Genomic DNA, 21,117 nt, shown 5'->3' with positions numbered 1-21,117 from the left:
ATTATTCGCTAAAGCCTGGTACTAATAAGAAAGTACTATAATATGTAAATCCAATAAAGAACACAGTTAAGTATGCGCCAAAGATATAGATGTACATACGCTCAGAAAGCTTTAGATAGCCTAATACTACGAAAAATGCTGTTTGACATGCGAAAATAAGTGCAGCTGCTGACATATGTCCAACAAAGAACATTACCGTAAATATAGCTGTCCAGAATCCTAGAACGCGGAACATTCGATCCATCCTAAATCCCCCCATAAAAAATTTCTACCCATTCATTATTATAAAATAAGAAAGTTACAATTGTAAACAATGTATTAACACAATTCTAAATTGATTCTAGAGATAATGAAATAAACCATATCTGATATTATTTTTCTTATTTAATGATTTTCTATTCATGATTTGAAAACATACTTTTTGTTTTATGTTATATATTTGATTTTCTTGTACGTTATTTCGGTAAATTAACTTTAGTTTGTAAAAAAATTTTAGCTAAAATTAATATTTGCGTTTAGTTACCAAATTTTCATGATTTGATAGCTGAGGGAAACAAAAATATAATTACTCATATAGAAAGGGGGACTAAAAATGGTATCAGTAGAAACAATGGTCGAAGAACTTCTAAAAAAAGCTTGCCATTTTGGGGCATCGGATATTCATTTATTACCAAAAAAGGATGATGTACAAATTTTTTTTCGTGTGGATGGTGAGTTGAAACTGATTCAACGAATAAATAAAGAGAAGTCTAAGAGGATCATCATGCATTTGAAGTTTTTAGGAAGTATGGATATAGGAGAAATTAGACGACCACAGACTGGAATTTTAGTTGTTAACATTAATGAAATTTTATTATCACTTCGCTTGGCCACTTTACCAACCATTATTGATGAATCTATGGTTATTCGTATTCATCCCCAACAAAAAATTGCTCCAATAGAAAGCCTTTCTTTATTCCCATCTACAACTCGTAAGCTTTTGTCTTTATTACATCATTCACATGGGCTAATGATGTTTACAGGTCCAACAGGCTGCGGGAAAACAACAACGCTGTATTCCTTATTACAGTCAGCTAAAAAAGACATAGAAAGAAATATTATCACTTTAGAGGATCCGATAGAAAGGAAATCTGATGAATATTTTCAAGTCCAAGTTAACGAAAAAGCAGGCTTAACATATGCAACTGGATTAAAGGCTATTCTTAGATCTGATCCGGATATAGTAATGGTAGGAGAGATTAGGGATGAAGAAACTGCGAAAATTGCCGTTCGGGCAGCATTGACCGGTCATTTAGTATTAACGACAATTCATTCTAATAACACAAAAGGTGCATTATATCGAATGTTAGAGCTTGGAATTCCAAAGGAGGAACTATTTCAGGCAATGGTTGCTATCGTTTCTCAAAGATTAGTTCCAATAAAATGCCGTTTTTGTGAGGGGGATTGTGAACCAAATTGTTTTGTAAATCGAAATCACAGAAGATTAGGGGTATATGAATTGCTATATGGGAATGCTCTAAATTCGGTTATTAATGAATTTAGAGGGATACAAGAAGAAGTTCAATTATCTACTTTAAATGATCAACTCATTAAAGGTTATGCATTAGGTTTTATTGATAACAAACATTTGGACCGAAGTATAATCTATGGATAAATTTTTTAATAAAAGAAAATTAACTTATATTGAACAGGCTAAGTTATTAAAAATATTAGGAGAACTTTTACAAAAAGGTTATCCTTTAATTCAAGCAATTGAATTCTTAACGATTCAATTCCCAGATGACCTAAAAGAATTGATTTATAAAGCTAAAATAGCTTTGGTGGAAGGAGGATCATTCATCGATTTTGCTAAAATGCTTGGCCTTCATCAAGATGTGCTCGTTTATTTATATTATGCAGAAAAGCATGGTGATTTGTCCTTAGCGCTAGGTGAAGGCAGTTATATGCTTACAAAAAAGATTCAACATAGAGCTTACATAAGAAAAATCATGGGATATCCTATTTTTTTAATCACAATATTGTTGCTAATTTTGTTTTTGTTTAGAAATATAATCATTCCCCAATATGAAATGCTATTTTCAACATTCCATTCTAATCAGAACTCTTTTATTTTCATCTATCTTCAAGTTATAAAAAAATTACCTTCAATTATGTTTTCTTCCCTTTTCCTAATTGGTTTGACCGTCTATGGATACTTATTTGCAATTAATAAATTAAATTCAATCGAGAGGATGGATAAATTAATTCAAATCCCGTTAGTTAGGAAGTATTTAATTACGATGAATACTTATGAATTTTCAATGCAGTTAAGCATATTATTACATGCTGGTTTTCCCATAGTTGATGCACTAAAAACAATGCAGAATAATGATAGTAGGGCATTTATTAAAGAAAAAGCAGTAGTTTTCTACAATCAAATATTAAACGGAATTTCTATGCAAGAAGCATTTAAAAATGAACGTGCATTCCATAGAGATATAATATTTGTGATTGAACATGGGATGAACAATAGTACCCTTAGTAAAGAACTTGCTGATTATGCTGATTATTTAAAGGAGAGTATAGAAGCTTATTTTCACAGATCGATAAGGATCATTCAACCAATTATTTTAATCTTAATTTCAACAAGTATTCTATCACTGTATATAGCCATCTTGTTTCCTATGTTTCAATTGATGAACAATATCTAGGAGGAGTTAGTTTGAATGAAAAAGGATTTACGCTAATTGAAATGTTAATTGTTTTATTTATCATTTCACTTCTTTTATTACTAGTGATACCAAATTTAGGAAAACAGCAACAGTCGATTCAAACGAAAGGATGCTCTGCACTTCAAAAAATGGTTCAGTCAAGTGTTGAATCATATCGATTAGAAAATGAACTATTACCTGAGAGTTTATCAGTCTTAAAAGAACAGGGCTATATAACATCATATAAATGCAATAATAAAGTTGAATTATCGTATGACAAAGCAACTGGAACCGTATCAATACCTTAAAAAAAGGGTGGATAATTCGTTTGGTTTTACATTTGTTGAGATGTTATTAGTCCTTTCAATAATGATATTGTTATTAATTTTACCGATCAATCAAGTTAGGAAGATTGAAGATGAACAAAAGTTAACATTATTTATTCAAATGCTTCAAAATGATATTTTTCTTGCACAAAGGAACGCAATAATAAAACAAACTCCTACTAGGATTATCTTTTATCAAAATAAATATGAAATGGAAGATAATTTACTAAATCCTCCTGTAGTCATTCGAAATTTTGACAAATCAATTAAGATAACTAACCTTACGTTAAAACCTCCATTAAGATTTAACTCCGATGGTAATATCTCAAGCTCTGGAACGATTTCAATTAAATATAAAAAAGCTGAATATATCGTTACTTTTTATTTAGGAAGTGGTCGATTTAAATATGATCGGAAATGAAAAAGGATTTACATTAATAGAGGCAGTTATTTCTTTAAACTTACTAATTATTTTTTGTATTATGATTGTTCCTTCAATATCATTATTTTTACAAGAAAAAGATAAGATAACGATTAGCAATATGGCAGATGACTTATTAACAGATATGGTTCATCTTTATTTTATGAACAGAGAAGATTTTAAAGAGGGCTTCTATACAAAGAATGGCAGAGAGTTTTTCGTAATAATAAACGCTAGAAATAATTTTAATTCGATTTGTGTTACTTGGACTGATCGAAAAAAGGAAAGTGAAATATGTGAAGAAATTAAAGAATGAAAAAGGGTTTACTTTACTCGAAACACTTTTTTCACTTGTTTTATTTTTAATGATTATTTCTATATCCACTTCAAGTATAAAAAGCTTTGTTAAACGAAATTACAATTATGAATCCGTAAATAGGTTAGAATTAGATAATTTTATAAAAGAAGTTCAAAAAGAGGCAAACAAAAGTATTGGTTTTACAGTTCATTCCGACCTTCTTCTTTTTGAAGAGTTTAATCAAGTTACGATTAGTTATCAAAAATATGCAACGATTATTCGACGACAAAGGCTTGGATTAGGACATGAAATCGTACTTCAGAATATAAGGGATATAAAGTTTGAACAAATAAGTGAAAGGCAAATCTTAGTAAAAGTAATCGATTTAAATGGTGGAATTTATGAAAAAACTATTCGGATGTTTATCAATTAAATTTAAACTACTTGGTGAAAATGGAGTGTATTTACCTTACACGATCTTTATGATAAATATTTTACTAATTTTTTTTCTAATACAAATAGATATTTTTCATTCGTTCAATACCTTTTATTTTTATACGAGAAATCAAAACAAACTAGACCGGGTACATTCACAAGCAATTTACGATTTAAAACATGGTAATTTACCACTTCAAGGAAATACAGTAAAGTATTATAATAATACAAAAATTATATTGAATACTTATTTAGTTGCAAATGATGAATATCATGTAACTTTAACTAGTAGTAATTCAAAAATAAAAAAATATGTAGTTCAATTTAAATATAAAAAAAGTACAAATCAAGTATCGGATTGGATCGATTAATTTGGAGGATGAAATGGAATCAATTTATTTAGTAGGATTTATGGGGTGTGGTAAGACGACTGTTGGAAAGGAATTAGCTAAAAGAGTAAATAAAAAATTTATTGATTTAGACGAGGAGATTGTTTCTCAAACAGGCAAAAGCATACCAGAATTGTTTAATGAGTTTGGTGAAAGCGGTTTTCGCGATATAGAAACACAAGTATTAAAAAATTTACCATCAAAAAAAATGATTACCTCAACAGGTGGTGGAATCATTCTTCGTGATGAAAACATTGGATATATGAAAGAAACTGGCAAAATAATTTATCTTGAAACTCCAATTGAAATAATATACGAAAGAATCCATTTGGATTCTAACCGACCAAATGCTCTAAATCGAACGATTGAAGAACTAACGGAACTGTTTCAAAAGAGAGAATCACAATATAAAAAAGCAGATTATGAAATTTCAACGAATAATTTAACACCAATTGAAATTGCGTTGGAAATCATTGACTGTTTAAATTATTCAAAAGGAGGAGATAGTAGAAATAAGTGATAAGAAAGTAAGGTGATTTCTATTGAAAACAAATGATTATGTAAAATATATGACAGAACAATTTATTAATTATATCGATCAACCAAAAGAAAAACGTGATTCAATAAAACAAGAAAAAGAAGAGTTGAAGGCACCATTTTCTACTAACATGTTTGGAATGTTACCATTAAGTCTAGCTTTATTAATGAAAAAAGTTCAAAATCGTAAAGACAAAGAAAAGAAAAGTATTTAGTTAATAAGACTGATTTCAATTAAAGAAGTCAGTCTTTATTTTTTTGCAGTAGAAAGAAAAGGAGAGAGGAATAATCGCTTAGATATCCCTCTTTCCCTAATCCCCACATAAAAGCCTCCTTTAATTTAACTTATTCATTGTGTTTGGTGATAGATAAAAAAGCCCACCATTAATTGCATCAACATGAATAATTGGTTCGTAAAGTTCTTTAAGTGCATTGAATTCAACATGGTAATTTTCAGGTTTTTCTTCATCAGCTTCATAAAATTGATTTAATAAATCTAAATCATGTTGCCATCTTTTCCTTGCTTCTTCAGCCCATAACGTATCTTCTTTTTCAATTATGTTTCGAAGTAATTGTTCCATTCGATTTAAACCACTTATTGGTTTTATCAAAGGTGACATGGAATAACAAAAATCAGGTATTTTAGAGTTGAATTGGATTTTTTCAAGTTTTGTATGAAAATCTTCAATAATTCTTCCGGAAATTAAATGGATTCCAAAAGAATATAAATAATCTTTTTTATGATCACATGTAAAAGAAACCTGATAGTTAACAGCTAACCAAGGGTGTAATGCAATTTGTTGGCCCATAGGTGCTTTTGTGTCTTCATAAAGTCTAATTGACTGTCCTAGATCATTAACGATTGAGAAAATTTGGTGAAGGCGGGGCGACCCAAAATGAATTTGTTCACCTTTAAGATCTTCAGGTGCATTATCACTATCTGTAATCAATGTTAACTTCATTGGATTTGGGATACCGCCTGTTTTTTCTAAATAATGCCAATAGAAAGGACGATTCATTAATTTTTTATCCATCTCAATTGTTAATTGTATTTCTAAATATGTTGGTGTTTTCTGTAGAATTTCACAATCATTATGTCTGAAAAAGTATTCGATATAATCATGGATTTCATGTTGCTGCATAACTATCACCTGCTTGTTTATGTTGCTGTAATTGAATGATTGACGTTAAGTTTTCCATTTTAATTTTCATTTCGCCTTCAGTTTTAGAGTGAATAAATATTTCATTCATATGAGCTTCAAAATCTTTATAAGGTATTCTAGTTAGAATATCATCCAGTTCACCAATCACACGCTCAAATAAATTGATTTTTTCATAAAGTAATCTTAGTATGTGTTCTTCAATTGAGCCAACAGTCGCAAAGTTATAGATATTTACATCCTCTGTTTGGCCAAGTCGATGTATTCGTCCTATTCTTTGTTCTAGCCTCATAGGATTCCAAGGAAGGTCATAATTAATCATATTTGAACAAAATTGTAAGTTAATACCTTCACCACCAGCTTCGGTTGCTATTAGCACCTGTACACGATTTTTAAATAATTCTTTCATCCAATCTTTCTTACCTCGTTTAAAACCACCCCGAAATGGTACAGATGTAATACCGTTTTGCTTTAATAACCATTGCAAATACAACTGTGTTGCACGATATTCAGTAAAAATAATTACTTTATCATTTATTTTTTTAATTAGTTCAACTACTTTATTTGCTTTTGAATTAGATGTAATTTGATTAATTTGATGAAAAATTTTCTCGATATAAGGATCGTTAATTTCAATATTTTCTTTTTCAAATCTTTGAAGCATTTTTTTCATTGATACATAAACAGCTTCACGACTACTACAAGCTTCACGTTTAAATGTTAAAAAGGAGAAAGCTGAGGTTACCCCAGTATATTGTGATTTCTGCCATTCATCGATTAAATCATAAAGCTTTTGTTCTTCTTCATTAAAATTAATTAATACTGTTTCTACCTTTCGTTTTGTCCACTCGATGCCTGTATCTTGTCTACGATTTCGAACCATTACTTTTCCGATTAGTTCTCGTAATAAGTCTTCATGCTCTAGTGAGCGATTCTTAGCAGAAAAATATTCTTCAAAACTAGATTTATTTCCTAAATGGCCAGGTTTTAATAAAGAAACTAAATGGAAAATTTCTTCTATATTATTTTGAACTGGTGTAGCAGTAAGCAGTAAACAATATTTCTTTTTAAGATGTTGTACAAACTCATAGTTTTTTGTTTTATTATTTTTAAGTTTATGAGCTTCATCGATAATGACGAGATCATAGTTGATACCTAATATTTTTTCTCGATGAGGATCTCTTTTTGCGGTATCAATAGATGATACAACAACATCACAGCTATCCCAGACATAGTTCTTTTTTTGTTGTGCGATTGCTGGAATATGAAATTTTGTATTTAATTCAAAGGTCCACTGTGATACAAGTGATGCAGGAACTAGTATAAGTACCTTATTAACTAAACCACGAATCATGTATTCTTTTAAAATTAAACCTGCCTCAACTGTTTTACCTAATCCTACTTCGTCAGCTAAAATTGCTTTTCCATTCATTTTTTCAATTACAGTCGTAGCTACATCTAATTGATGAGGAAGTGGCGTTAAATTTGGTAAATGAGTAGGAGCAATCATACCTGTAAAAGATGGAATTGCTAATTTTGTAGAAGTATGATAGGCAAGCTTATAATTCTCCCAATTTGACCATGGTCCATCATTCTCAAGCTTATCTATGAACTCTTCTTGCCATTCTGTATGGAATTTAATCTCAATTGACATGTAAACCTCACCTATTTCATTTTTATATTGGTTAATCATGAACGTTATAGTGAAATAATTGCTATAATGTTCGTTGTTTTATTTTTAAAAAAATTCACTTTGATATTGATGAAACTTGTCGTTTAATGTTAGGATAATAGTGTAGAAAAAAGTAAAAATTTATTATTCTTTTATTAAACAAAAAACTCTTATTGTTAAGAAAAAACAGTTAACTAATATAGTTTGATAATATTTTCTTGTTTTCTACTAGTTTTTCCGAAAATATACAAAATATGTAAATTATTTAATGGTTAGCTGGACGAACTATTAATTTAGTTTTCCATCATGCTAGCATGTAGATAAGGGGGAAATGGCTACATGACGACTTTATTACGCACACCATTGTTTGAAGATTACAAAGTATTAGGTGGTAAAACAATTGATTTTGGTGGCTGGGAGCTACCTGTGCAATTTTCGAGCATTAAAGAAGAACACGAAGCTGTTCGTACAGCAGCTGGTTTATTTGATGTTTCTCACATGGGAGAAATTGAAGTAACTGGTAAAGATAGTCTTAAATATTTACAAAAAATGATGACAAATGATATTTCAAAATTAAATGAAGAAGGCGCATTATATACAGCAATGTGCTATGAAAATGCTGGAACGGTAGACGACTTACTAGTTTATAAGTATAACGATGAACACTATTTATTAGTTGTAAATGCGTCTAATATTGAAAAAGATTTCGCATGGTTAATTTCACATGTTGAAGGTGATGTAAAAGTAGTTAATAAAAGTAATGAAGTTGCACAATTAGCTCTTCAAGGGCCAAAATCTGTTGCAATTTTACAACGTTTAACGAATGAGAACGTTGCTGATATTAAATATTTTACTTTCAAAGATAATGTATTAATTGGTGATTTAAATGTTTTAGTTTCACGTACAGGCTACACAGGTGAAGATGGATACGAATTATACTTAGCTGCAGAAGATGCTTCTAAGCTTTGGACTTTACTTTTAGAAGCAGGTAAGGAAGACGGTTTAAAACCATGTGGATTAGGTGCTCGTGATACACTTCGTTTCGAAGCAGCTCTAGCATTATATGGTCAAGAACTAACTAAAGACATTACTCCATTAGAAGCTGGTATCGGCTTTGCTGTGAAATTAAATAAAGAAGAAGATTTTTTCGGTAAAGAAGTTCTGAAAAATCAAAAAGAGCAAGGTGTACCTCGTAAACTAGTTGGAATTGAAATGATTGACAAAGGTATTCCAAGAACTCACTATCCTGTATATGTAAACGGGGAAGTAATTGGTGAAGTAACAAGTGGTACGCAATCTCCAACATTAAAGAAAAATATTGGACTTGCATTAATCAAATCTGAATTTTCTGCTTTAGGTACTGAACTTGAAGTTGAAATTCGAAATAAAAAATTAAAAGCAGTAGTAGTTTCAAAACCATTTTACAAAAGAGAGAAGAAGTAACTAGGGGGAGAAAGGGGATTACCTTAATGCATCGTTATTTACCAACGACAGAGCAAGATCGTCAAGAGATGTTAAAAGTAGTAGGTGTTTCATCAGTTGATGAATTATTTAGTGATATTCCTGAAAAAGTTCGATTTAATGGATTATTAAATATTAAAAAAGCAAAATCTGAATCTGATTTATTAAAAGAATTAACTGAATTAGCTAATAAAAATGCCAATTTAAAAGAGTATGTATCTTTCTTAGGAGCGGGTGTTTATGATCATTACTTACCAACTGTTGTAGATCATGTAATTTCACGTTCAGAGTTTTATACAGCTTACACTCCATATCAACCTGAGATTTCTCAAGGTGAACTTCAAGCAATTTTTGAATTCCAAACAATGATTTGTGAATTAACAGGTATGGATGTAGCAAACTCGTCAATGTATGACGGTGGTACTTCTTTAGCAGAAGCAACTACTTTAGCAGCAGGTCACAATGGTAAAAAACGTATTTTAGTATCAAAAGGTGTTCATCCACAATCACGTGAAGTTATCTTATCTTATGCTAAAGGTCAACACTTAGAGGTTGTTGAAATTGGCATTAAAGATGGAAGAACTGATATTGAAGAATTAAAAAATGAAATGAATGACAATGTAGCATGTGTTGTTGTTCAATATCCTAACTTTTATGGACAAGTAGAAGAATTAGCTGAAATCGAACCAATTGCACATACTGGTAAAAGTTTATTCGTTGTTTCAAGTAACCCATTAGCATTAGCAGCTTTAACTCCTCCAGGTGAATTTGGAGCAGATATCGTTGCTGGTGACGCGCAAACATTTGGTATTCCTACTCAATTTGGTGGACCTCACTGCGGATACTTTGCAACTACTACTAAATTAATGCGTAAAATGCCAGGTCGCTTAGTTGGTCAAACTGTTGATGGTGAAGGTCGTCGCGGATTTGTATTAACACTTCAAGCTCGTGAACAACATATCCGTCGTGATAAAGCAACTTCAAATATTTGTTCTAACCAAGCGCTTAATGCATTAGCAGCTTCAGTTGCAATGACAGCTCTTGGAAAAAATGGTGCTGTAGAAATGGCAATGCAAAATATTGCTCGTACTCAATATATGAAGAAAAAATTAATTGAAAACGGTATCTCAGTTGTATTCCAAGGTGCTGCATTCAACGAACTTGTAATTGATGTAAAACAAAACGTATCTGAAGTCAATAAACAATTATTTACTAAGAAAATTATCGGTGGTTATGACTTAGCAAAAGTTGAACCTACTATGGCAAATCATATGCTAATCGCAGTAACTGAATTACGTTCTAAACAACATATTGATACATTTGTAGAAGAATTAGCATTATTAGTAGACGGAAAGGGGATTCAACATGCTGAAGGATCAACCGTTAGTTTTTGAGATAAGTAAAGAAGGTCGTATTGCATATAGTCTTCCTACAATGGATGTAGAAGAAATTGATATTAATGAAGTTATTCCAAGTGCGTATATCCGTAAAGAAAAAGCGGAATTACCAGAGGTTTCTGAATTAGATTTAATGCGCCATTATACTGCGTTATCTAAACGTAATCATGGTTTAGATTCAGGGTTCTATCCACTTGGATCATGTACGATGAAATACAATCCAAAAATCAATGAAGCTGTAGCACGTTTCGCAGGTTTTGCACATATTCATCCACTTCAAGATGAATATACAGTGCAAGGTGCTCTTGAATTAATGCATGAGCTTCAACAAGAATTAAAAGAAATTACTGGTATGGATGAAGTAACGTTACAGCCAGCTGCAGGTGCACATGGTGAGTGGACTGGATTAATGATTATCCGTGCTTATCACGAAAGCCGCGGTGACTTCAACCGTACTAAAGTAATCGTACCTGACTCTGCTCACGGTACAAACCCAGCATCAGCTACTGTAGCAGGCTTTGAAACAATCACTGTTAAATCTAATGAAAAAGGTTTAGTTGACCTTGACGATTTACGTCGTGTAGTTGATGAGAATGTTGCAGCATTAATGCTTACAAACCCTAATACATTAGGTCTTTTCGAAGAAGATATTTATGAAATCTCTGAGATCATCCACGCTGCTGGTGGTAAAGTTTACTATGATGGAGCAAACTTAAATGCTGTATTAAGCAAAGCTCGCCCAGGAGACATGGGATTTGACGTAGTTCACTTAAATCTTCATAAAACATTCACTGGTCCTCACGGTGGAGGTGGTCCTGGTTCTGGTCCTGTTGGAGTTAAAGCAGATTTAATTCCTTACTTACCAGCACCAATCGTTGAGAAGGTTGGAGATGAGTACGTATTAAATTCAGACCGTCCAGAAACAATTGGTCGTGTTAAACCTTTCTTCGGAAACTTTGGAATTAATGTAAGAGCATATACTTATATTCGTTCAATGGGTCCTGAAGGATTAAAACAAGTAACTGAAGATGCGGTACTAAACGCTAACTACATGATGCGTCGTTTAGAGCCTCATTTCGATCTACCATTCGATCGTCATTGTAAGCATGAGTTCGTTTTAAGTGGAAAACGTCAAAAGAAATTAGGTGTCCGTACTTTAGATATTGCTAAACGCCTATTAGACTTTGGTTACCACCCACCAACAATCTACTTCCCATTAAACGTGGAAGAGTGTATCATGATTGAACCAACTGAAACAGAATCGAAAGAAACTTTAGATGCATTCATCGATGCAATGATTACAATTGCTAAAGAAGCTGAAGAAAATCCAGAAATCGTTCAAGAGGCTCCACATACAACTGTTGTAAGTCGTCTTGACGAAACTTTAGCAGCTCGTAAACCTGTTTTACGTTATATTAAAGCATAAATCAAAAAGTTCCCTCATTGAAGGGAACTTTTTTTATGGATATATTTCTGAATAGTAATATAGAATCTGATCAAAATGAAACCGTGTTTTTGGACCTCTTAAAATCTATTTAATCCTATTAATCCGACCATCAAATGCCTGGACCAATGGATGCTTTTGTTCCTTCACATAATCTTCAAATGCATCAAAGTCTGTTGGCCCTACTACTTTATTTTTACCTGATAGAAATATCGAGAAATTATCACCGCCATTAGCAAGATAGCTATTAGTAGTGACAGTGTAACTAGTTTGTGGGTTAATTGGGGTACCATCTGTTCGCATGATATTAATTACTTTTTGACCAGAATCTTTTGTATTATCCCAAGTATATTTTAAACCTGATATTTGTAGCATCCGAACACTATCATGTTCCTGCCATTGCTGATTGAGAAGTTCCCGGATTTGTTTACCAGTTAATGTCATTTTAACGAGTTTAATTTTAAAGGGTTGGATCGTGAACAATTCAACCAAAGTTACATCCCCTTTTGGAAGATCAGCACGTATTCCACTAAAGTTCATAAATGCGAAATCAGACTTCATTGCAAATCGTTGTGAATCTGCAATCATATTTCCTAAACTAGATTCTCCATTATGATTCTTCTTACTTAAAATGTCGTTTGTAGCTTTTCCAACGACTTTATTTACGATCGGTTCAATTTTATATTCATAATTTTGTATCATTTTTTTTATATCAAGATCTGGTTTAATAACATCTTGGTAGACCATTTTTATACGTGCCTTTTTGTCTACAATATCTTTCGTATTAGGATCAATTGTTAACTGAATATCGGAGAAAGATGTTCCATAAGAGTAGGATTGAACAATCAGCTTTCCATCTACTTCTTTGTTAAGATAAGTATGTGTATGTCCAGAAATTATTACGTCAACTTCATCATCCATTTTTTTTGCCATTCTAACGATTTCACCTGTCGCATTTCCATTTGCTTTGGACTGATTTCCACCATTATGTGCCAGCACTACAATCGTTTTTACACCTTGTTTTTTAAGTGTTTTTACTGAATGATTGATTGCTTTTACTTCATCAATAAACTTTACGCCATCTGTTTTATTTGGTGGTGCAATCTTTGGAGTATCTTTAATTACGACGCCAATAAATCCAATCGGTATGCCATTAATATTTTTTATACTGTATGGAGGCAGAAGGGTCTTACCAGTTTTAACGTCGATAACGTTGGCACATATATACGGAAAATTTGCCCCAGTAAAATAACCAGTTTTTTGATTGTTTCCGCCTCGGATCAACCTCAACATTTCATTCACACCACGATCGAATTCATGATTTCCTAGAGTCCCATAGTCAAAACCCATCTTGTTTAATACTTCAATTGTAGGTTCATCCTGAAGAAATGAAGAGATTGGAGGACTACCACCAACCATGTCACCAGCATGAACTAAAATAGTATTTTTATTTTCTTTTTTCTTTTGATTCAAATATGCTGAAAGATATGCTACTCCGCCAACATTTCTACCGTTAAATTTTCGAGTCGTATCTAATTGTCCATGAAAATCATTAATGCCAAGTAATTGTACTTGAATGAAACGGTTCTTATCTTTCTTGGTGTTAATAGGAATGTTTCTAGCAGCCGGATTACCAGAAACCATAAATACTCCTGCAGATACTGTAGTCGTAAGAACAAAAGCAAGAACTGCTTTTTTCAATGCGTTCCAATTCAATATATTCTCCCTCCTAAATCGCTAGTAGGTTACTTACTAAGCATAGTGAAGGATTGTTAAAGTTACTTTGCTCTAGTGTGAATTTTCAGTTAATTTAAAAGCTATCTATTAATACGAACCTAAGAAAAACAAATATTTTTAAAATTATTTTTAAAATTATTTTTAATTGCATTTATATACAATATTAAAATGGATTAAAAGTAATATAAGGCATAAAGGAAGACTGGGGAGGAGGAGGGGCTAAAGAGTAATAGAGTCTTTAAAAACTACTAGTATACCTTTACCCTTGCTTTCTCCATTATCTACATTTAATTCCTTGCTTTAATAAACCTAAACTTTACCCTAAAGAATCTACAATTTCTTATTGCCATTCTTTTCACTTGATTGAATAAATACTCACAACAATATCAAATTCTTTTTGTAACATACTAAAATTTCCGAAAAAACTTATTAATTGGTGTTGATTTTTTCTCACAGAAGGAGGATAATTGTAACATTATTTTTAACTGAAAATTAACTAAATTAGGGGTAATAAAAATGAAAATCGTAAAATTTGGTGGGTCTTCATTAGCCACTTCGGGACAAATTGAAAAAGTATTTCAGATTGTTACATCAGATGTTGAGCGTAAAATTATCGTTGTATCTGCACCAGGTAAAAGATTTCCAGATGATATCAAAGTTACCGATTTACTAATTAGTTGCGCACAACTTGCTCTACAGGGAAAGGATTATTCGAAAGAATTCCATCAAATTATTCAAAGGTATTCAGAAATTGCAAATGGATTAGGTTTATCTGTGGATATTATGAATGAAATTTCACTAGGTATCGAACTTTCTTTAAGTAGTGAAAAGGATCATCCTGCAAGATATATGGATGCTGTTATGGCATGTGGGGAAGATAATTGTGCTAGATTAGTAGCGTCATATTTTCAGTTAAAAGAACTTGAGGCAAGTTATATTAATCCAAAAGAAGCAGGTTTATTTGTTACAAATGAACCAGGACATGCCCAAGTTTTAGCGAAAAGCTATGAGAACTTATTTGAATTGAGAAAAAAATCTGGAATTCTTATTTTCCCAGGATTTTTTGGCTATTCAGAAGCTGGACATATCGTTACATTTTCTCGCAGTGGCTCAGATATTACTGGTTCTGTTGTTGCCAACGGAGTTAAAGCTACTTTATATGAAAACTTTACTGATGTTGATGCAGTTTTTTCTGTAAATCCTACGATTATTCGTAAACCAAAGGAAATTAAGGAATTAACTTATCGAGAAATGAGAGAGTTATCATATGCAGGCTTTAACGTATTTCATGACGAAGCATTAATCCCTGCCTTTCAAGCTGGAATTCCAGTAAACATTAAAAATACGAATAATCCAATAGCTCCCGGTACACGAATCGTTAAGGAACGTACGTTATCAAACGGTCCTTTAATTGGGATCGCGAGTGATAATGGATTTTGTAGTATATATATAAGCAAGTATTTAATGAACAGAGAAATAGGATTTGGGCGTAAATTATTGCAAATACTTGAGGATTATCAGATTTCATATGAGCATCAGCCAAGTGGAATTGACGATATTTCGATTATTATTCGTCAAAATCAATTACCAGTAGAATTAGAACTTCAAATTATTAATCGGATTCAAGATGAATTAGATGCTGACCATGTGGTTGTTGAAAGAGACCTTGCTTTGATCATGTTAGTAGGTGAGGGGATGCGTCATAATGTTGGTACTACTGCAAGAGCGAGTAAAGCGTTAGCAAATGCGGGAATAAATATTGAAATGATAAACCAAGGTTCTTCAGAAGTAAGTATGATGTTTGGCGTAAAATCATACGACGAGAAAAATGCAGTACAAGTTATTTATGAAGAATTCTTCTCAAAAGTGTCATCTAACTAATTTAATTAAAAATAGATGAATAGAATGAACATTTAACGTAATTCCATAAAATGGAATACATAAGGAGTATAAGAATATGACAGAAAAAGAAATACAATTACTTCAGTGTATTGAACAAAATGGACGCTTAAGTAATGACGTGATAGCAAAAATGATTGGAGCTACAGAAGAAGAGGTAGCTGATATATTAACAAAATTTGAAAACGATCGTATTATTCTTCAATATATTACGCTTATTGATTGGGGAAAAGTTCCAGTTCAAGAAAGTATAACTGCTATGATTGATGTAAAAGTAGCTCCAAAACGTGGCGTAGGGTTTGATGAGATTGCTGAAAAAATCTATTTATACCCAGAAGTTAAATCAGTTTATTTAATGTCCGGAACATATGACCTATCAGTTGTAGTTGAAGGGAAAACAATGACATCAATTGCATCATTTGTATCCCAAAAACTATCGACTTTAGAATCTATCTTATCAACGACTACCCATTTTATTTTAAAACGTTATAAACATGATAGTATCGTATATGGTCAAAAACAAAGTGATAAGCGCATGGTGATCACGCCATGAGTAAATTTAATTTATCAAATACAGTAACTACACTACAACCTTCTGGGATTCGAAAGTTTTTTGATTTAGCAGCTAGTATGGATAATGTCATTTCACTTGGAGTAGGTGAACCTGATTTTGTCACGCCTTGGAATGTTAGGGAAGCTAGTATTTATTCGTTAGAAACAGGACATACGGCATACACGTCAAATGCTGGACTGCTAGAATTACGTCAGGAAGTAAGTCGTTATTTTGCTAAGAAATTTGATGTGCATTATAGTCCAGAAGATGAATTAATTATAACAGTAGGGGCAAGTCAAGGGATTGATATAGCTTTAAGAACAATTTTAAATCCTGGGGACGAAGTAATCGTTATTGATCCATGCTTTGTTTCATATGCTCCTTTAGTTTCACTAGCAGGCGGTGTTCCAGTTCATTTATCAACGACAGGAGAAGAAGAGTTTAAAATCAATCTTCAAGCGTTGAAAAAGAAACTTACACCGAAAACAAAAGCGATCTTACTTTGTAATCCTAATAATCCAACTGGTACTCTACTAGAAAAAGAATTATTAGAGGATTTAGCCGTATTTGTTAAAAAACATAATTTAATTGTCATTTCTGATGAAATTTATGCTGAGCTTGTTTATGATGGCGAATATACAAGCTTTGCAAATATCGAAGGAATGCGAGACCATACAATTTTAATTTCTGGATTTTCTAAAACATTTGCAATGACAGGGTGGAGACTTGGAATTGTTGCAGCACCTTCGGACATTATTTCTCATATGCTTAAAGTTCATCAATATGCAATTATGTGTGCACCAACTATGTCACAGCATGCTGCAGTTGAAGCACTTCGAAATGGAGATCATGATGTAGAAGCAATGCGACGCAGTTATATGCAACGTCGTAATTTCCTTGTGCAATCTCTTCAAGAAATTGGATTATCATGTCATCTTCCAGGTGGAGCTTTTTATGTATTCCCATCAATACAGAATACGGGCTTAACATCAGAGGAGTTCGCTGAACAATTATTATTAAAAGAGAGAGTAGCGGTCGTCCCGGGAAATGTTTTTGGAGATTGTGGTGAAGGGTATATTCGATGTTCTTATGCAACTTCATTAAATCAATTAATTGAAGCTACAAAAAGGATTAATCGATTCTTACAGACTCTTCCAACTTACCAACCAACAAATTTTATTAAAGTTGAAAGTAAATAAACGAAAAATAAAAGCTCTTGTTCTCTATTTGAGGAAACAAGAGCTTTTATTTTATTGAAGTATATAATTCATTTGTTTCAGCTTCAAGTAATCTTTCAGTAAAAATTGATGTAATTAAGTGATCGTAACCTAAGGTTTCACATAATATCCAGTTATTTTGCATTTCTAGAGGTAATGATTTTATTTTATCTTTTAATTTATTCATAAGAGTTCCTGAAAAAAATAAATACGGAACGATTATTACTTGGTGATTTTTTTCAGTCAATAGCTGATTCCAAGCTTCGTGAATTGACGGCTTTGAAACGGCCATAAAAGCGGGGAGAACAGGATGCTTTATATTTGCTTCAAGACGTTTAACGATTGAAGTGAAATCATCTATCGTTAATGGATCACTACTTCCTCGTCCAACTAGTAGTATTTTAGTTGGCTTTGTTAACTGCTTAACCTTATCATTAATTCGCTTTTGGATTAATTTGATCATATTTTTGTGTATTCCGATTGGAGTGGCAATTTTTATTTTTATGTGTGGATATTCCTTTTGAAATTTCGCGATTTCAAGAGGAATATCCACCTTTGCATGATTTGCAGAGAGGAGTAAAACCGGCAATACTGTTACCGATTTTGCTCCTTTACGCAAACAATTCTCTAATCCTACTGAAATTGATGGTTCTGCGAGTTCAATAAAACTAATTTCTTGAATAGGGCAATCGATTTGTTTTTGTACCTTTTTAACAAATTGTATGGCTGAATGGACAGCCGATTTTACACGGCTTCCATGACATACATATAAGATTGCATCCATTCTAAAGCACCTCATTTCATTTTAAGGGAGAATTTATAGACTTGAATAATTAATGTTTTTCTGTTCAGTAATCGCGTTATAGTTAGTCTCAAACCATTGTAATTGATGGTGTAATTTAACGACTTCTCCTACGATAATCATACTAGGATTGGTTATTTTTTCTTTTTCAACGTCTGTTATTACATTTTTTAATGTACTAATGACAGTTCGCTGTTGTTCTGTAGTACCATAGTGGATCAGGGCAACGGGTGTGTCTTGATGTTTTCCATTTGAAATTAGTTGATGACGAATATATGGTAAGTTATTAACTCCCATATAAATTGCTAGTGTGTCAATGCCTTTTGCTAAAGAGGCCCATTTAACCGTATCCTCTTCTTTGCAATGACCTGTTACAAAAGCAAAGGAACTACTATAATCACGATGGGTGACAGGTATACCAGCATAAGCTGGAGCTGCTATACCTGATGTAATGCCAGGAATGATTTCAAAAGAGACACCACGTTCTACAAGATAAGTTGCTTCTTCACCACCACGACCAAAAATGAATGGATCTCCACCTTTTAAGCGAACTACGTTTTTTCCTTTTTTTGCATACTTTACTAAGAAAGCATTTATTGTTTCTTGTTTTAATGCATGGTAGTTTGGGAGTTTACCAGCGTATATTAACTCGACGGATTCTTTTGCATACTCTAATAGTTCTTTATTAACTAGTCGGTCATATATAATGACATCTGCATTTTGAATGCACTTTAGTCCCTTTACTGTAATTAGATCAACATCCCCTGGTCCAGCACCAACTAAATAAACTTTTCCAATCATTCCACACACCTCATCATCATCGTTTACTTAAAACTTCTAAATCTAAAACAAATCCACCACTTTGACTAACTTTCTTTTTTTCATACATCAGTAGTTCTTTAACGTCCGGTTTCTTAACATAAAACTTTTCAAGTTCTGTATCAACTAGTTTAAATGCTTTTTCATCATCACTAGCTAATATAACAATTGGAACGATACGACTTTCGATTGTTGCCTCAAATCGATATAAAAACATATGTCACCGACTTTCTTTAAGATGCATTAACAGTTTCAAGAATGGAAGTTAAATAGGCTTGTAATTCTTCAATTCCAACTCTTGATACATAATCTAAAAAGGTTTCTGAAGGTAGTTTGTTTTCGCTAAAGTGCTGCAAGAATTTTTCTAATACTAGGTGGAGGGCAGGGGATTCAACCTTCCCTTTTAATTTTTCATTTAATTTACCACCGTTGGCTAATGTACCACCTACATAGATTTCAAAAGCCTCTACTAATTCTTTTTTCTCATTACGAGCCTTAATTCCTTGAAGTCCTATATCAGCGATTGCTCTTTGACCACAAGAGTTAGGGCAACCAACCATATGAATTCTAACAGGTACATCTAAAGTAATTTTTTCATCTAAATAAGAAGCGGTGTCCTTCATACGAGCCTTCGTTTCGACTAAAGCTAAATTGCAGTATTCACTTCCGGTACAAGCAACAGAATAACCAATAAATTTTGGCGGTATTGGAGTGAATTTTTCAAGAATTGGTTCTTTCAATAATTCATCAATATTTTCAGTTGGAATATTTGGCAAAATTAAATTTTGTGAATTACAATTACGTATTTCACCATTACCGTATTTTTTAACAATTCTAGCTAACTCAAAAACTTCTTTAGAATGTAATCTTCCAACAGGTATACTTAATCCAACATAATTTAAACCTTCTTGCTTTTGTGGATGAACTCCATAAAAATATCCTGCATTCCATGACTCTTCAAAGCCAGATCCTTTTGTTAATAGCTTACCTGTATATCCTTCTAAAACTTCTTTAAACTTTTCAACGCCCCAATCAGCGACTAAAAACTTTAAACGAGAGTGATGGCGTTTCTCACGGTAGCCATAATCTCTAAAGATTGTTGTAACGGCGATAGCAACTTCCTTCACTTGATGTGGTAATAAGAAAACATCTAGTTCTTGAGCTAAATGTGGAGCAGAAGAAAGCCCACCACCAACTTTTAAATGGAAACCAGAAGTTTCTTTGCCGTCAATTTCTTTAATAGCCGGAATAAATGAAATGCAGTTAATTTCTGCATTTGACGCATTATTTTTATTTGTACTGATCGACATTTTATATTTTCTAGGTAGATTGGAGAACTCTTCATTAAACTGAAAGAATTCATAAATTTCCTTTACGATCGGTGTAGTATCGAATAATTCATTTGGATCGATCCCTGCAAGTGGATTTCCAACGATATTACGTGTGATATCACCACATGCACCAGCACTAGATAGCCCAACTTTTTCTAAACGAGTGAAAATATCTGGTATTTGATCAATTGTTAACCAATGAAATTGGATCGCTTGTCGGGTTGTAATATCATATACATCTCGACCATAATCACGAGCGATTTCTGCTAATGTTATAAGCTGTTCATTTGTTAATATGCCAGACGGAACATTAACTCGCATCATAAAATATCCGGCTTCCTTTGGTTTTTGTAAATAGCATCCAGCCCACTTGAATAAATCCCATTGATCTTTTGGAATTGAATCAAACCCATTTTCAGCATAGTAGGGGATGTCATCATAAATTTTAAGTCCATCTTTAACGAGTTTCTTTTTTTCAGTTTCATTTAGCTTAAGATTGTCTTTCCAAATTTTTTCAAATGCCATCGAA

At 32.4% G+C, this 21,117-nt stretch carries 23 protein-coding genes; 15 read left to right on the top strand and 8 right to left on the bottom strand.

All coding sequences use genetic code 11. The features are described from left to right. Position 1: 1 nt before the first annotated feature. Entirely contained in the window at positions 2-244 is a 243-nt protein-coding gene (locus V5E38_RS13335; protein ID WP_056475051.1) for a DUF2626 domain-containing protein, read from the bottom strand. Between the two features lie 348 nt (positions 245-592). On the opposite strand from V5E38_RS13335, the gene comGA reads away from it, so the two are divergent. The 9 genes from comGA to V5E38_RS13290 are packed head-to-tail and all read left to right on the top strand — an operon-like array spanning position 593 to position 5,311. Further along, entirely contained in the window at positions 593-1,654 is a 1,062-nt protein-coding gene (gene comGA, locus V5E38_RS13330; RefSeq protein WP_499210365.1) for a competence type IV pilus ATPase ComGA, read from the top strand. After that, positions 1,647-2,690, top strand: coding sequence for a type II secretion system F family protein (gene comGB, locus V5E38_RS13325; RefSeq protein ID WP_499210364.1), 1,044 nt, complete (start codon positions 1,647-1,649; stop codon positions 2,688-2,690). Before comGA ends, comGB begins: the two co-directional genes overlap by 8 nt. An 11-nt stretch (positions 2,691-2,701) precedes the next feature. Beyond that, a complete protein-coding gene (comGC, locus tag V5E38_RS13320) occupies positions 2,702-2,998 on the top strand; it encodes a competence type IV pilus major pilin ComGC (protein ID WP_499210363.1) in 297 nt (98 codons plus the stop codon). Then, positions 2,964-3,437, top strand: coding sequence for a competence type IV pilus minor pilin ComGD (comGD, locus tag V5E38_RS13315; protein ID WP_499210362.1), 474 nt, complete (start codon positions 2,964-2,966; stop codon positions 3,435-3,437). Before comGC ends, comGD begins: the two co-directional genes overlap by 35 nt. Then, the gene (locus tag V5E38_RS13310; RefSeq protein ID WP_499210361.1) at positions 3,424-3,753 is read left to right on the top strand and encodes a hypothetical protein; all 330 of its coding nucleotides are present in this window, start codon (positions 3,424-3,426) and stop codon (positions 3,751-3,753) included. Before comGD ends, V5E38_RS13310 begins: the two co-directional genes overlap by 14 nt. After that, entirely contained in the window at positions 3,734-4,168 is a 435-nt protein-coding gene (gene comGF / locus V5E38_RS13305) for a competence type IV pilus minor pilin ComGF (RefSeq protein WP_499210360.1), read from the top strand. Before V5E38_RS13310 ends, comGF begins: the two co-directional genes overlap by 20 nt. Then, positions 4,137-4,541 carry a hypothetical protein gene (locus tag V5E38_RS13300; protein ID WP_499210359.1) on the top strand — a complete coding sequence of 135 codons (405 nt, stop codon included), beginning with the start codon at positions 4,137-4,139 and terminating at the stop codon, positions 4,539-4,541. The genes comGF and V5E38_RS13300 overlap by 32 nt, the downstream gene beginning before the upstream one ends. Positions 4,542-4,554: 13 nt before the next feature. Beyond that, positions 4,555-5,079: a shikimate kinase gene (locus V5E38_RS13295; protein ID WP_499210358.1), complete on the top strand. Its 525-nt coding sequence runs from the start codon at positions 4,555-4,557 to the stop codon at positions 5,077-5,079. 22 nt (positions 5,080-5,101) lie between these two features. Further along, on the top strand, positions 5,102-5,311 hold the full coding sequence (locus tag V5E38_RS13290) for a YqzE family protein (RefSeq protein WP_069034113.1): 210 nt from the start codon (positions 5,102-5,104) through the stop codon (positions 5,309-5,311). A 120-nt stretch (positions 5,312-5,431) separates the two neighbouring features. Here the strand turns inward: V5E38_RS13290 and V5E38_RS13285 are convergent, their stop codons facing one another. Together V5E38_RS13285 and V5E38_RS13280 are read right to left on the bottom strand one after the other, a co-directional pair. After that, entirely contained in the window at positions 5,432-6,238 is an 807-nt protein-coding gene (locus V5E38_RS13285) for a YqhG family protein (protein ID WP_499210357.1), read from the bottom strand. After that, entirely contained in the window at positions 6,225-7,910 is a 1,686-nt protein-coding gene (locus tag V5E38_RS13280; protein WP_499210356.1) for a DEAD/DEAH box helicase, read from the bottom strand. Before V5E38_RS13280 ends, V5E38_RS13285 begins: the two co-directional genes overlap by 14 nt. 357 nt (positions 7,911-8,267) lie before the next feature. Between V5E38_RS13280 and gcvT the strand changes: the two genes are divergently transcribed. From gcvT to gcvPB, 3 genes are read left to right on the top strand one after another with little or no spacing between them, the layout of a single operon-like run. Beyond that, entirely contained in the window at positions 8,268-9,371 is a 1,104-nt protein-coding gene (gcvT, locus tag V5E38_RS13275) for a glycine cleavage system aminomethyltransferase GcvT (protein WP_069034110.1), read from the top strand. Positions 9,372-9,397: 26 nt separating this feature from the next. Beyond that, entirely contained in the window at positions 9,398-10,783 is a 1,386-nt protein-coding gene (gcvPA, locus tag V5E38_RS13270) for an aminomethyl-transferring glycine dehydrogenase subunit GcvPA (RefSeq protein WP_097978538.1), read from the top strand. Then, positions 10,755-12,212: an aminomethyl-transferring glycine dehydrogenase subunit GcvPB gene (gene gcvPB, locus V5E38_RS13265; RefSeq protein WP_335478714.1), complete on the top strand. Its 1,458-nt coding sequence runs from the start codon at positions 10,755-10,757 to the stop codon at positions 12,210-12,212. The genes gcvPA and gcvPB overlap by 29 nt, the downstream gene beginning before the upstream one ends. A 105-nt stretch (positions 12,213-12,317) precedes the next feature. On the opposite strand, the gene V5E38_RS13260 is transcribed toward gcvPB, so the two are convergent. Then, positions 12,318-13,874 carry a bifunctional metallophosphatase/5'-nucleotidase gene (locus V5E38_RS13260; protein ID WP_499213576.1) on the bottom strand — a complete coding sequence of 519 codons (1,557 nt, stop codon included), beginning with the start codon at positions 13,872-13,874 and terminating at the stop codon, positions 12,318-12,320. Between the two features lie 609 nt (positions 13,875-14,483). On the opposite strand from V5E38_RS13260, the gene V5E38_RS13255 reads away from it, so the two are divergent. The 3 genes from V5E38_RS13255 (at position 14,484) to V5E38_RS13245 (ending at position 17,618) form a co-directional block, all read left to right on the top strand. Then, the gene (locus V5E38_RS13255; RefSeq protein WP_499210355.1) at positions 14,484-15,848 is read left to right on the top strand and encodes an aspartate kinase; all 1,365 of its coding nucleotides are present in this window, start codon (positions 14,484-14,486) and stop codon (positions 15,846-15,848) included. 76 nt (positions 15,849-15,924) lie between these two features. Beyond that, positions 15,925-16,419 (top strand): Lrp/AsnC family transcriptional regulator, encoded by a 495-nt coding sequence (locus tag V5E38_RS13250; RefSeq protein WP_056475086.1) that lies wholly within the window; start codon positions 15,925-15,927, stop codon positions 16,417-16,419. Next, positions 16,416-17,618, top strand: coding sequence for an aminotransferase (locus tag V5E38_RS13245; RefSeq protein WP_499210354.1), 1,203 nt, complete (start codon positions 16,416-16,418; stop codon positions 17,616-17,618). The genes V5E38_RS13250 and V5E38_RS13245 overlap by 4 nt, the downstream gene beginning before the upstream one ends. Before the next feature lie 46 nt (positions 17,619-17,664). Here V5E38_RS13245 and V5E38_RS13240 read toward each other — a convergent pair whose 3' ends face one another. The 4 genes from V5E38_RS13240 to V5E38_RS13225 are packed head-to-tail and all read right to left on the bottom strand — an operon-like array spanning position 17,665 to position 21,113. Next, a complete protein-coding gene (locus V5E38_RS13240; RefSeq protein WP_499210353.1) occupies positions 17,665-18,420 on the bottom strand; it encodes a sirohydrochlorin chelatase in 756 nt (251 codons plus the stop codon). A 33-nt stretch (positions 18,421-18,453) separates the two neighbouring features. After that, positions 18,454-19,239, bottom strand: coding sequence for a uroporphyrinogen-III C-methyltransferase (gene cobA / locus V5E38_RS13235; RefSeq protein WP_499210352.1), 786 nt, complete (start codon positions 19,237-19,239; stop codon positions 18,454-18,456). Between the two features lie 16 nt (positions 19,240-19,255). Beyond that, entirely contained in the window at positions 19,256-19,474 is a 219-nt protein-coding gene (locus tag V5E38_RS13230; RefSeq protein WP_097978543.1) for a DUF3906 family protein, read from the bottom strand. Between the two features lie 16 nt (positions 19,475-19,490). Then, positions 19,491-21,113 (bottom strand): nitrite/sulfite reductase, encoded by a 1,623-nt coding sequence (locus tag V5E38_RS13225; RefSeq protein WP_499210351.1) that lies wholly within the window; start codon positions 21,111-21,113, stop codon positions 19,491-19,493. Positions 21,114-21,117 lie beyond the last annotated feature (4 nt).

Source organism: Rossellomorea sp. GAMAL-10_SWC (genome assembly GCF_049568075.1).
Classification (GTDB): Bacteria; Bacillota; Bacilli; order Bacillales; family Bacillaceae_G; genus Gottfriedia.
Note: the sequence above shows the minus strand (reverse complement) of the source record. Positions and strands in the feature narration are given on the sequence as shown.